General features: G+C 59.0%; 10 protein-coding genes and 1 tRNA gene. 9 read left to right on the top strand and 2 right to left on the bottom strand.

What is annotated here, in order from left to right; translation table 11 throughout:
• The first annotated feature begins 504 nt into the window (after nucleotides 1-504).
• From NF78_RS19155 to NF78_RS19130, 6 genes are all read left to right on the top strand, one after another.
• Nucleotides 505-2,640 (top strand): peptidoglycan DD-metalloendopeptidase family protein, encoded by a 2,136-nt coding sequence (locus NF78_RS19155; RefSeq protein WP_156119883.1) that lies wholly within the window; start codon nucleotides 505-507, stop codon nucleotides 2,638-2,640.
• A 195-nt stretch (nucleotides 2,641-2,835) separates the two neighbouring features.
• Nucleotides 2,836-2,907, top strand: a tRNA-Met gene (locus NF78_RS19150).
• A 29-nt stretch (nucleotides 2,908-2,936) separates the two neighbouring features.
• Nucleotides 2,937-3,542 (top strand): peroxiredoxin, encoded by a 606-nt coding sequence (locus NF78_RS19145; RefSeq protein ID WP_035990887.1) that lies wholly within the window; start codon nucleotides 2,937-2,939, stop codon nucleotides 3,540-3,542.
• Nucleotides 3,543-3,669: 127 nt separating this feature from the next.
• A complete protein-coding gene (locus NF78_RS19140; protein WP_225885376.1) occupies nucleotides 3,670-4,155 on the top strand; it encodes a redoxin domain-containing protein in 486 nt (161 codons plus the stop codon).
• A gap of 44 nt (nucleotides 4,156-4,199) precedes the next feature.
• Nucleotides 4,200-5,984: a sodium:solute symporter family protein gene (locus NF78_RS19135; protein WP_035990883.1), complete on the top strand. Its 1,785-nt coding sequence runs from the start codon at nucleotides 4,200-4,202 to the stop codon at nucleotides 5,982-5,984.
• A 169-nt stretch (nucleotides 5,985-6,153) separates the two neighbouring features.
• Nucleotides 6,154-6,384: a hypothetical protein gene (locus tag NF78_RS19130; protein WP_035990881.1), complete on the top strand. Its 231-nt coding sequence runs from the start codon at nucleotides 6,154-6,156 to the stop codon at nucleotides 6,382-6,384.
• A 72-nt stretch (nucleotides 6,385-6,456) separates the two neighbouring features.
• On the opposite strand, the gene NF78_RS19125 is transcribed toward NF78_RS19130, so the two are convergent.
• Nucleotides 6,457-7,158 (bottom strand): hypothetical protein, encoded by a 702-nt coding sequence (locus NF78_RS19125; protein ID WP_035990879.1) that lies wholly within the window; start codon nucleotides 7,156-7,158, stop codon nucleotides 6,457-6,459.
• A gap of 807 nt (nucleotides 7,159-7,965) precedes the next feature.
• Here NF78_RS19125 and leuD point away from each other — a divergent pair.
• The 3 genes from leuD (at nucleotide 7,966) to NF78_RS19110 (ending at nucleotide 11,388) form a co-directional block, all read left to right on the top strand.
• Nucleotides 7,966-8,553, top strand: coding sequence for a 3-isopropylmalate dehydratase small subunit (leuD, locus tag NF78_RS19120; protein ID WP_035990877.1), 588 nt, complete (start codon nucleotides 7,966-7,968; stop codon nucleotides 8,551-8,553).
• A gap of 168 nt (nucleotides 8,554-8,721) precedes the next feature.
• The gene (locus tag NF78_RS19115; RefSeq protein WP_156119881.1) at nucleotides 8,722-10,353 is read left to right on the top strand and encodes a hypothetical protein; all 1,632 of its coding nucleotides are present in this window, start codon (nucleotides 8,722-8,724) and stop codon (nucleotides 10,351-10,353) included.
• A 342-nt stretch (nucleotides 10,354-10,695) separates the two neighbouring features.
• Nucleotides 10,696-11,388, top strand: coding sequence for a GvpL/GvpF family gas vesicle protein (locus NF78_RS19110; RefSeq protein ID WP_052050746.1), 693 nt, complete (start codon nucleotides 10,696-10,698; stop codon nucleotides 11,386-11,388).
• A gap of 22 nt (nucleotides 11,389-11,410) precedes the next feature.
• On the opposite strand, the gene NF78_RS19105 is transcribed toward NF78_RS19110, so the two are convergent.
• A complete protein-coding gene (locus NF78_RS19105) occupies nucleotides 11,411-12,865 on the bottom strand; it encodes an ammonium transporter (RefSeq protein WP_035990874.1) in 1,455 nt (484 codons plus the stop codon).
• Nucleotides 12,866-12,989 lie beyond the last annotated feature (124 nt).

Genomic DNA, 12,989 nt, shown 5'->3' with positions numbered 1-12,989 from the left:
TTTTCAGACTCGGGCATAGCTATTTTCACTTCGCCCAGAGATAGCTGAGTTGACCACCGGATCGACTTACCCGGACTGATAGCGATACGCTTGCCAAATACTTTTTTTTGGGGTTAAACGTTTATGTTGTGCACGTGAAGTTCCCGGTCACGAGCTTGGAGTTCAGGGAAATGACAGAAACTAATGGGTATTGCTTTTCGTGTTAAGTCATGTAAACTTGCCTAGGTTGCCAAAGCGGGTTATTGTTACCAAGCCAAGGCGTAAATCTGTCGATCCGTTGTTGTTCTTCTGCTAACAGTCTGCCTTACACCGCTTGAGCGAAAAGGTTTTTAGCCCTTGCTTACCCTTTCTATCGCTGCTTAGTAAGGCTCTTTACAGGCTGTTAAGCGCTGGTTTACAGGAGGTCGTTCCTTGAAACGCGTAGTTCCCAAAGAGTCTGAAGTTGACTGTCTACCCCCTAGTTTGAGTGGCGCTCAATCTGAGACTTCAGGAGGTTATCGTCGAGTGCAAACCTCAGCAGCCATGCTGGGCCTGGCCCTGTCCTTTGGAGCCACTGCTCCATTTCTCACAGAACCCGAGCTTGCCCTAGCTGCCGACGGCTCTCACTTGACCGTATTGCCCGCTGCCAAGCGCGAGCAAGGCCCAACGCCCAAGCTGGTGCCAGCCTCAGCCATTACCCCATCGGCCTATCACACGGTTGAACCCGGTGAGAGTCTCTGGAAAATTGCGGCTAAGCACGAAGCCGACGTCCAGTCCATCAAAGTAGCCAACGGCATTGTTGCCGATGACATGATACGGGTTGGTCAGGTTATCCGGGTACCTGCCGTAGGTATGGATAATCTGTCCGTCGCCGCCGACACCTCTCGCCTGACCCTCAAAACTCCCGCTGTGGGAGGAGTCGGTGGAGATTTACTCGCGGCCAACGGATTGTTGACCACAGGCGATATTCCCTCCGTCGACGAATTAGAGCAGGCCTGGTCCATTGATGAGAGCCTGTCCCTGGAAGAAGGTGAGGCTCTCTCAGCAGACCTCCTGGCGCTGGAGAGTAATTACGAAACCGCTGAGCATCCGTCAGCTGAAGAGGATGTAACTGCCTTAGCCCCCAAGGCTGACGAAGCTGTTGCTGAGCGGCCCGAGACCGCAAGCGATGCCGCCAAACCAGTTTCGGCTGACGCTGACCAGACTTGGCTGGTGGCCGAGGCCCAGGCTGTACAGGCCAGCAGTCAGCCGCAGGCCCAGGTGCCCGTGGCTGAGGCAAACGCGACTGCATCGGTAGCAGCCGATTCGCTGGGAGCCAGTCTCCCCCTCGCTGCCGAGGACGTGCCTGTTGCCACCCGTGAAACGGTTGCGATCGCCCCAGTAACGGCGCAGACTGCCGACAGCAAAAAAGATCTAGCGCTCGCCGCCCTGCCCCTTCGAGCCACTGGTGCAGAAACAGCCGCCGATCTTGGCACTCTGCGCTCCTACCAGGTCAAGCCAGGCGACACCCTCTGGTCCATTGCCTCGCGCAACGGGGTCACCCTAGACGAGTTGCTCAGCCACAACCGTTCGGTCGAGCGGCCTGAGTCTTTAGTCGTTGGTGACAGCCTTAGCATTCCAGTCGCATCGGCCACTACCGCTGAAGTGTTAGAGGCGGAAGTATTAGAGGTTGAGACCGCTGTCCAGGTGGCGACCAGCAATTTGGCCGCAGCTCCCCGCAGCCGTGACCAGGTCATTCGCGACCACCTGGCCCGCATTCGTGAGTCCAACAGTGCTCTGATCGATCGCAACGAGCTAAACGCTCGCATTCGTGAAGCGAGGGCGGAACTGGAGCGGAGCCGCACGGATGCTGCTAGCTCAACGGCCAACCTGGAGTACCATACCTCTCAGCCCGTGGCTTTGGCGGCTTCAGGGCTAGGCGGGCCGGATGCATCGCAGACCTCCGCTGCTACGGCTCTGTCGGCCAGGGAGAGTGCCCAAACCTCCGAAACTCAATGGTCCGTCACCGACGTGGCAGCAGATGTTGCCAAGGACGAACCCCAGGCTGTAGCGGTCCTCAGACCTTCGATTGAGCCTGCCGCAGATCTGTCTACTCAGCCGACTGAGGTTGACGCTGTTCAGGCGGAGCGGGGCAGTATCCCGAGCCAGCTGCTGGCGGCCGCCCCGCTGGGTGCCGATGCCTATCGGGTAGCGCCGACCCTGCCGGTAGGGCAGACGGTGTCACCCTCAATGCCGATGATGCCAGGGGCTGACGAGTTTTTGCCTGAGGCTCCCCAGCTATCCGCTGGCTTTATTTGGCCCACCCAGGGCGTGTTTACCTCAGGCTACGGCTGGCGCTGGGGCCGGATGCACCGGGGTATTGATATCGCTGGTCCAGTGGGTACCCCGATCGTGGCAGCGGCTTCGGGAGTGGTTGTGCGCTCTGGCTGGAACTCCGGTGGCTACGGCAACCTGGTGGATATTCGCCACCCTGACGGCAGCATGACCCGCTATGCCCACAATAGTCGCCTGATGGTGCGGGAAGGGGAGCAGGTGCGCCAGGGACAGCAGATTGCTGCGATGGGAAGCACAGGTTTTAGTACTGGCCCTCACCTCCACTTTGAGGTTCACCTGCCCAACACCGGAACGGTCAACCCAATGGCCCTTTTGCCAAGTCGCTAACCCTGGTGTAGCCGACTGTTTGCAGGCGAGCCAGTACCCTACTGGTTCGCCTGTTTGATTTGTTGCTTTTGTAGAGATTGCCGCTGGGATCAAAATTGCCTGGAGTTGCTTGGTATCTTGGCTATTCTGTGATAGATTCATTAACTGTTGGTTGACCTATAGACCACTGCTTGAGTTGGTCTATACCCATGCTACGGCTCAGTAGCTCAGTGGTAGAGCAGGGGACTCATAAGCCCTTGGTCGCGTGTTCAAATCACGCCTGAGCCATTTTATCCACTCCTTGAGGGGGGAGACCCATGACTGATTCGAGAGACGGCTGCTTGCGGGTTGGCCAGATGGCCCCCGACTTTAGCGCTACGGCCGTAGTCGATCAGAACTTCAAAACGGTCAAGCTGTCCGACTACCGGGGTAGGTATGTCGTGCTGTTTTTCTACCCCCTCGACTTTACCTTTGTCTGTCCTACCGAAATTGCTGCGTTCAGCGATCGCTACAGCGAGTTTGAGGCTCTCAATGCTGAAATTTTGGGGATTTCCGTAGACAGCGAGTTTGCTCATCTGGCCTGGATTCAAACCGAGCGCAAGCTTGGCGGTGTTGGCGACCTCAACTACCCCCTGGTATCTGACATCAAAAAGGATATTAGCGCGGCCTACAACGTGCTGGACTCCGACAGCGGGGTGGCCCTGCGGGGGCTGTTCATCGTTGACCGCGACGGAGTGTTGCAGCACGCCACCATCAACAACCTGGCCTTTGGCCGCAAGGTTGACGAAACCCTGCGGGTGCTCCAGGCCATTCAGCACGTACAGACCAATCCCGATGAGGTTTGCCCGGTGGATTGGCAGCCGGGGGCTAAAACCATGACCCCCGATCCCGTGAAGGCGCGGGAATTTTTCGCTGAGGTTTAGCTTTAGCGTCCCGCTAAGGGCCATCGCCGCCAATCGGGTTTAATGGGCTGGGGCACAGGTTGAAAAGGCTACGATGCAGGCGACACCATCATTGAGCGGGGGCAGGGGCGTGTGGGGACGGTATTGGGTGCCTGTACCGCCGCGATTGGCCTTGCCCCTGGGCCAGATTCCTCCCGACTTTGCCCTCTGGGATGTGACCTTTCAGCGAACGGTGCGGCTGGCTAACTGGCGGGGTAAACAGCCCGTGGTGCTGCTGTTCTGCCGAATTCCAGCGGCGATCGCCTACAGCGCCGACAGCCAGTCCCATCTAGTCGCCATCAACAGCGCCTATACCCGGTTCCGCGACATCGGTGCAGAGGTATTGGCAATCAGTCCCCAGCCCCAGCGCCAGACCCAGGCGGTGATCGACGATCTGGATCTGGGTCTGCCACTGCTCAGCGACCCGGACGGCGCGGTTTTTCGGGCTTACCACACCGGCCAGGGGTTGGGCGGGCCGCTGCCGGCCCAGTTCCTGCTCGATGCCCAGGGGCGACTGCGCTACTGCCACCTGTTCTCGTTGCTGCACCCAGTGGCCTGGCCCGACGCCCTGCTGGGGGCGCTGGAGCGGCTGTAGGGAGTGTGGCAAGATAGCAATCGGACTTTGACGGGGACCCCGCTGTGATTTGGATTGACTGGGTGATTGTGGCGGCCTATCTGGCCTTCAGTCTGGCTCTGGGCCTGTACCTCTCCCGCCGGGCAGCGGGCGGGCTGGTGGATTTTTTTGTGTCGGGGCGATCGCTGCCTTGGTGGCTGGCGGGCACCAGCATGGCGGCTACCACCTTCTCCATCGACACGCCCCTGTACATTGCTGGGGTGGTGGGCACCCGGGGCATTGCCGGTAACTGGGAGTGGTGGAGCTTTGGCATTGCCCACGTGGTGATGATCTACGTCTTTGCTCGCCTGTGGCGACGGTCGGAAATCATTACCGATGCCGAGCTGACGGAGCTGCGCTACGGCGGGGCCACCGCCGCCTGGCTGCGGGGCATCAAGGCGTTTTTGTTTGCGGTGCCGATCAACTGCATCGGCATTGGCTATGCCATGCTGGCCATGGTCAAGGTGATCGACGCCCTGCAGATCTGGCAGGCGTTTGGGGTGGAACCCGGCGAGAGCCTGAAGCTCTTGAGCGTGGTTGGGGTCAGCGTGCTGGTGCTGATCTACGCCGGGTTTTCTGGGCTTTGGGGGGTAGTGGCGACCGACTTTTTCCAGTTTTTTCTGGCGCTGCTGGGCGCTGTAATTGTGGCGGCGGCGGCAGTAATCAACCTGGGCGGCATGGGCAACCTGATCGACCAGGTGAGGGCCACCGGCGGCACCGACCTGCTGGCCTTTGTGCCCCTGGAGCGGGGGGCGGGCGGCTGGTACCAGTGGAGCGAGACCGCCGGTATTTCTATCAGCACCTTTTTGGCCTATGTCACCTTGCAGTGGTGGGCCTTTCGCCGCAGTGACGGGGGCGGCGAGTTTATTCAGCGCCTGGCCGCCTCGAAGGATGAGGCCGAGGCCGAAAAAGCGGCCTGGTTTTTCAACATTCTGCACTACGTCGTTCGCACCTGGCCCTGGGTGGTAGTGGCCCTGGCGGCGGTGGTGATCTACCCCAATTTGGAGGACCGGGAGCTAGGCTACCCGATGCTGATGCTGGACTTCTTACCACCGGTACTGCTGGGGCTGGTGGTGGCCTCGCTGATTGCCGCCTTTATGAGCACGGTGTCTACTCTGATCAACTGGGGTGCCTCGTACCTGACCAACGACCTGTACGGGCGGTTTGTGCGCCCCACGGCCACCGAGACTGAGTTGGTGCTGGCTGGGCGGATTGCCTCGGTGGTGGTGACAGGGCTGGGGGCGATCGCCGCCTTTTATTCCCAGGATGTGGCCACGGTGTTTCGTCTGGTGATTGCGATCGGCACTGGGCCGGGGCTGGTGCTGATCTTGCGCTGGTTCTGGTGGCGCATTAACGCCGCCGCCGAACTGGCCTCCATGCTGGCTGGTTTTCTGGTGGGCCTGGTTACCAGCGTCGTGCCCCTTCTGACGATTCCCGACTTTGGCCTGCGGCTGCTGGTCACCACCGCCATCACCACGGTGATTTGGGTGCTCACCATGCTGCTCACCGCCCCGGAGAGCGATGCCACCCTGGACACCTTCTACAGCAAAGTCCGCCCCGGCGGCCCGGGCTGGCAGCGCCAGCGCCAGCGCACGGGGCTCTGGCCGGCCCAGGCCCTGGGGCTCGATTTGCTCAGGGCTGGTGCCGCCCTGCTGCTGCTGCTGGGGGCCATGCTGGGGGTGGGCGGTTTTTTGCTCTACCAACCCCTCACCGGCTGGTTTTGGCTGCTGGTGGCGGTCGCGGGCTGGGTTGGTCTGCGACGCCTGGGTAAGACCGCGATGCCTGTGCCTAGGGCGGGGGTGGATGAGTAAGTGGGTGAGTGGATGGGTGGGTGAGTGGATGGGTGGGTGAGTGGATGGATGGGTAGGGGGGGGTGAGCCGTGAACGTCTAGATCGCTCGATCGCCCGAGTCACCTATCTCGCTCGCGGTTGCATGTAAGATGAAAATAACGGTTACATCCCTTCACACGCGATCGCCCTATGTCGTTTTTTCGGTCCTACATTGCCCCCCTGCTGATTGTGCTGATTTTTGCGGTGGCGATGCTGGCGGTGAGTGCCCGCATCTTTTTGCCCAGCGACATGATGGCCCCCGCGCCAATCGAGGAACCGATTTCGGCGGCTGGGCTTGCCCCCGTCGCCCAGAGTGACCTGGTGCTGCCCGAGCTATCGGAGCTGATTCACGGCCCCAGCAGCGATCGCGTTGCAGGGTAACTCGCCTTTGTAAACTAGAGCACTGTTCTTTACGCTTCAACTTGGATGAGTTAGCCTTTCTCCTTGAAAAGGCTAACTCATATTGGCAAATGATTTTTGAGGCAATCTCTTCTTATCCAGCAAATCTCTTAACTCAAGCAAATATCCAAATCGATCCTTAATACTTCTGATTCCCAGCAAGTCCTCTGGATTGTAATAAATAACAGAGTCCAAAAGATTGCACATAGTTGTGATGAGATGACCTAATTCATAATTTACTATCCTGATGTCAATCCCTCCTTTTAAAACCTCGTAAGCAATGATATTTAGTTCTTCTGCTATATCCCTTACTGGTGAAATACCTACTTCAACAGCAAATGCTTCTTGACTTAAGTCGTCATCGTTGAAACAAGCATCAAGGTAACACCCTCTTCCCTCTGGTACGAATAAATCCCTTAAGGGATAGTTAACTGCTTTTCTTTTCTGATGGCTGTAGGCTAAAAAACATCCTGGTTCTAAACCATATATCCCGTCGTAGGTACTACGTGCTATTTCTTCAAGCACTTCAATATCTGATCTTTTTATATTTCTTGTGAAACTATCTATCAGTGAGAATGAATTACCTATTCTTGCCTGCTTTGCCTGATAAAGGTATGTCCTGACTGCAATAATAAGGCCTGCCATAACAGCTAGACTTTCTGCCATCTGAAAGAAATCTATAAGTGCAAGACCATTTATCTGAGCTTGCACTTGTTGCCAGGTTATTTGCAAAAAACCAGTTGTTGAGTTGCACATCTGTCAGACTTTAGATGCTTACTTACCATGCCATGCCTGCAAGCTATACTACTGCCTTGCAAATGAGGCAAAGCAAAGTAAATATAACTTGTGCATTAAAAATCATAAGGATATCAAATCTTTTAACTGACATGCAAGAGGCTCCCAACAGAAAAACCGCTGGGAGCCTCTAAAATTTAACCTTTAGCCTGTAACTAACAGTCTTGCCGTAGAGAAGAAATCCTTAGACAAGTTACATTGAAAACAACTCGGAGACAGCAGCACTTTGACTGGTTAACTTGAGAGTTTTCCTCAAGTAAGTTCCGATGAAATAGAGATGTTTAAATGCCGTCGTAAAGAAACCATCGCGTGGGGTTTATAGCGTCTCTGGGCATTTCTTACAGAGCTCTCTACCAGTTAAAGCGAGAAATATCAACAACCGAGTAAAGTGCTGCTGGTATTTGACGAAATAGATTCAGACGTTAAATCGATAACGTACCTCCTATTTAACAGGACTGAACTATTTGATCTGTCAGGGGAAGAAATCAGGTTTTGATGTCAGGTGATTTACTTCCTTATCTATTAAGATACTCCTCTGATACGGGCATGGCCAGGGATGATACCAAAGTTTATGGTTGGGTTAACGGTTGCTCTCACAGGGTTGGAAAACTCAAGATTTTAACCCTGCCTGGAGCCGCCAGAATGCCCCTGCCCAGGACCGTGAACCCCATGCTGGGGGTGCGTTCAGACGCTACTATTGATAGGCGGCAACCTCGGTGGAGGTGGTCCGCTGGTTCAGGCAAGGCCCAAGGGAAAGGAGCGATCGCAGTGGCACAGATAGAGCAGATCACAGGCACCGGCATTCCGCTACGGGGCAACGACATCGACACCGATCGCATCATTCCAGCCCGGTTTCTGAAGTGTGTCACCTTTGATGGGCTGGGCGAGCAGGTGTTCGCCGACGACCGGGCCGCCCTGGAGGGCCGCCACCCCTTTGACCAGCCCCAGTACCAGGGCGCAACAATTTTGGTGGTCAACCGCAACTTTGGCTGCGGTTCCTCGCGGGAGCATGCCCCCCAGGCGATCGCCCGCTGGGGAATCACGGCGGTGCTGGGGGAAAGCTTTGCCGAAATTTTCTTTGGCAACTGTGTCGCGATCGGTATTCCCTGTTTGACCGGCACCGCTGAGGTGGTCGAGCGGGTGCAGGCCGCCCTGGAGACCAACCCCACCGCCCCCATCCGCCTTGACCTGGGCTCCCAAACCGTGCAGTTTGGCGCTGAGACCGGGGCCATTACCATGCCCGAGGGGGTGCGCCAGGCCTTTTTGGCGGGCACCTGGGATGCCTGTGGTCAGCTGGTGGCCAACGCCGAGGCGATTCGCGCCACAGCGGCCCAACTGCCCTACGTGGCCTGGTAGCCCACCGATCTCTTCTCTATCGTCTCTCTATCGTCAAAACCGGGATGGGGCTGCCCTGGCCTCCTGACATCCCCTCCTGACATCCACAGATTTGCAACGGGCTGTCGATCTTCTCGCCAGAATAGGCACTCTTGAAACAGATCTCTCCCCCCCGCGCGGGCTGCTGCTATGGTTTTATCCGCTGTGCGATCGCTTGCTTCCTGGCTACCGTCCGACCTGGCGGCCCTGCCGGGAGCGACGGCCTCCACCCTGAGCAATATGGTATGTCGGATGGCTCCCCTGGCGATTGAGCGGTCTGCCCTGGCTCCAGAACCGGCGGTGGCGGTGGCCCTGGAACAGCTGGTGAAGCAGAGCATGGCGCTGCGATCGCCCACTGGGGGCTGGCCCGCCGACCTGCCTCAAACCCCAGAGCACCTCGGTGCCTACCTCAGCGAAGAAACCGGGGAATTCCTGGACGCCCTGGCGGCGACCCGCCCACCGTCCCCGCCCCAGGCCCCCAGCCTCATCCCGATTAGCGCCCTGGTGCCCCAACTGCTGTGGATGCTGGCCAGCGGCAGCTACGAAGTAATGCGACTAATCGAAGGGGTGCGGGCCCGCGTTGCTGCCCCCGATCAACCGGAGATGGCCCTGGTCGTGCGTCTGGTGCCGGTGCTGGTGCTCACGATCGACACCGCCTGCTACACTCTCGATCTGGTCACCCAAACCGACCCGGTGCCCTCCCTTCACCTGGCGGAGACAGCCGACCTGCGTCTGCTGGAAAACGACCTGGACAGCCGCTCCTGGCGCTGTGGAGATCTGCTGGACCAGGTAGCCCAAATTTTGAGCTACACTCAGCCGGGGCTCAGCCCTCTGCTGGGCGAAGGCTGCTCTGTGGAAGCCCTGCGGCCTTTTCAGCCCTGGCAGCCCGCCACCCTCAGGCTGCATCTGCACCTGGCTCAGATGGGGACCCAGGCCCTGGCCTCTCCCTCCCAAAACCCCGGCCAGGCCACCCCCAGTGCGCGCTACCTGCCGCCCGACGAAAAGCCGCGATCGAGGGTCGAACCGACGGACTTTACCCTCGACGATTTTGCCAGCACGCTGCTCGAAGACCCCGCTGATGCCACCGCTGGAGTCTTGGGCAACTGGCTGACCTTTACCGACGAAACGTGGATTCAGACCTTTTTAACCACCTGTGCCCAGCGCGTCATCGGCCAAAATTTAGCCCGAATTTGCTCCAGGATTGAGCCCAGGGATATGGCTGAGCCGTCCGGTTCGGGCGAATCCCTCTGCAACCGCGTCACCTACATAGCCAGCGACCTGGTCCAGGGGGCAAACGGCCTGTTCAAGCACACCTTTGTCCACGAGCCGATTTTGGTCGCCGACGTCTGGCCCCGGCTGCGCTGGTACCTGGCCCAAAGCTCAGAGCGGGTGATGCAGCTGATGGGTGGAGTCTCAGCCCAGGTGCTCCCCCCCGGCCTGAGCTGGCAACAGGGCAGCCTCTACCTGCGCCCGCTGATGCAGCTCACGACCGCTCAGCGCAGCTGGATCGTTGACCTGAGCCGGGGGCGGTTGCTGCCCACCAGCCCCGTTGCCCTACCCGCCGCCGCCGCTGTCGATATCGCCGCTGCCCCCTGGCACACCCCTCTCACCGTGGCTGATTTAACTGCCCTAATCGACTACGACCTGGGCATCCAGACGCCGGCCATTGCCGCCCTGCGCCAGGGCACCGCCATTCACCTGCACCGGCTCGACGCCGAAGCGGGCTGTCAGCCTGCCCAGCTCACCCTGGACTGGTGTTTTACCCTGCAGACTACTCTGTAGAGCTTAGTGGCCTAGTACTTGACCAACCTGATTGTGACAGGCTCCAACGGTCTAACGGTGCAGGGTACACGGTTACGGTTTAAGGGCTGCCGTGAACCGTACACCGTGCACCGTGAGCCCCACCAACCTGTCAGAATTGCCTTGGCAGACTACCAGTGCTTGGTGGCTTGGTCTGCTCAGGCCCACAGAACCGTTGGACTCCGGCCTCAACCCACCGCTGCGGGTGGGAGGGGTTTCAAGGCCGTAAGTTTTATGGCATTTTTACAAACTACCGATCCGCGACCACAGCCAGATCGCCTAGAGTGAGATCGAACGTGGCGCACCCCAAAGGCTTTTGATACCGTGTCTCCAGAGCTAACTTCAGGGCCTATCTACCTCTACAGCATTTGCCCCCGTCCCCAGCAGCCCCTGACATTACCCCTGGGGCTGGCCGAACCAACTCAGCTGATTGCCGTCGACAATATTGCCGCGGTAGTCGAAGCCGGTGTGGACCTGGAAACCCTGCAAACCGACGAACCGCGCCTGCTGAATGCGGTGCTCAGCCACGATCGCGTCATCTGCGAGCTGTTTCAAACCACGCCGGTGCTGCCTCTGCGGTTTGGTACCCTGGTAGCCTCCCTTGACCACCTCAAGGCCCACCTGGCGAGTCAGGGGGCCGACTACGCCACCAAACTGGCGGCGCTGGCGGCCAAAGCTGAGTACCAGCTCAAGCTGACGGCCCAAGCCATTGAGCTGCCCCCGGTGTCCACCGATCTGACCGGGCGCGACTACTTTTTGGCCAAAAAGCAGCGCCTCCAGGACCAGACCACCGCCCAGGAGCAGCAGCAGGCCGAACTGGCCCAGGTACTCGACCACATCTACAGCACCTACAGCGACTGCCTTGAGGCCGACAGCCCCGCTGGAGAAGCCCGCGTCTACATCCTGGTGGACCGGGGAGACGAAACCCTGGGACAGCGGGTAGAGGAGTGGCGATCGCAGGCTCCCCACTGGACCCTGAGCCTGAGCGAAGCGCTACCCCCCTACCACTTTGTCTAGGGATGATCGCAATTCAAGCTCCTCACGGCCCGACCTGAAACTCGGGGTAGGCCTCCATGGCGTGTTCCCCCAGATCTAAACCCTGAACCTCTTCGGCTTCGGAGACTCGAATCCCGACGGTGGCGCGCAGCACCAGCCAGCACACCAGGCTAAAGGTCACCGTAAAGGCACCCACCGCCACAATTCCCACCAGCTGCACCAGCAGCTGCTGAATACCGCCCCCCATCAGCAGCCCGGCCAGGGGACCAGAGGCGCTGTCGTACCAGGGGTACAGCCCAGGGCTGACGCTAAACAAACCCAGGGCCAGGGTCCCCCACACGCCACACACCAGGTGAACCGAAACAGCCCCCACGGGGTCGTCAACTTTGAACCCATCCAACAGCGTGACCGAGAAAACGACCACCACCCCGGCCACCAGGCCGATGATGGCGGCACTTCCCAGGGTGACGTAGGCACAGGAGGCGGTAATGGCCACCAGCCCCGCCAGCACCCCGTTGATAATCATCGACAGGTCGGGCTTGCTGAGATAGATCCAGGAGGTGACCGTGGCGGCCAGACCCCCCAGGGCAGCCGCAATATTGGTTGTGACCACGATGTGACTGATGGCAAAGGGATCGGCCGCCATCGTAGAACCAGGGTTGAAGCCAAACCAGCCCAGCCATAGAATCAGGCAGCCCAGGGCCGAAATACTCAGGTTGTGCCCCGGCATGGCCACCGGACGGGCTTGAAAGCGCCCCCGCCTTGGCCCCAGCAGCATAGCCCCAATCAGCGCTGCCCAACCGCCGACAGAGTGCACCACCGTCGAACCGGCAAAGTCGTAGAACCCCAGATTGGCCAACATGCCGTCGCCCCACACCCAGTGGCCCGTAATCGGGTACGACAGCCCCACCAGCAGCAGGCTAAAGATAAAGAAGGCCAGGAACTTAATTCGCTCGGCCACTGCCCCCGACACAATAGTGGCCGCCGTGCCCGCAAAGGCCAGCTGAAAGAAGAACTTAGCGGATAGCGGTACCCCAGCCCAGCTCAGGGCGCTGAAGGTGCCCCGGTAATCTGCTCCGATCGCCGGGCTGTTGTCGGCCCCCTGGAGCAAAAACCCCGAGAACCCGAAGAGGGGGTTGCCATCGCCAAACATGAGACCGAAGCCCACCACCCAAAAGGCCAGGGTCGAAAGGCCAAACACGATCAAGTTCTTGGCCAGCAGGTTGACAGCATTTTTGCTGCGGCAGAACCCGGTTTCGAGCATGCAGAAGCCCGCGTTCATAAAGAACACTAAGAAACCAGCCACCAGTACCCACAGGGTGTCTAGCGCCACCTGCAGGTCGGCCACGCCGGTCCCCTGGGCAAAGGCGGCGGGACAGGCAATGATCAGGCTGCCCAGGGCACCCCACAATACGTATCGCCAGCGGCCACCCGGTTTGGGCCAAGACGGCAGGGGCTGGCTGAAAGCACTCAACGGTTGCTGCGACATAACGACCATAGGGATCAAATGGACTCTCTTCATAAGCCCATAGGTTGCCACTAAATACCGTTCATGGTGCAAGTTTTTATACCGCAATCCGCCAGGTGGCCTGTACCAAAGGGGGGCCGCCAGAATGACCCCT

It is taken from the genome of Leptolyngbya sp. KIOST-1 (assembly GCF_000763385.1).
Lineage (GTDB): Bacteria > Cyanobacteriota > Cyanobacteriia > Phormidesmidales > Phormidesmidaceae > Nodosilinea.
This window is presented reverse-complemented; position numbering and strand designations above follow the sequence as displayed.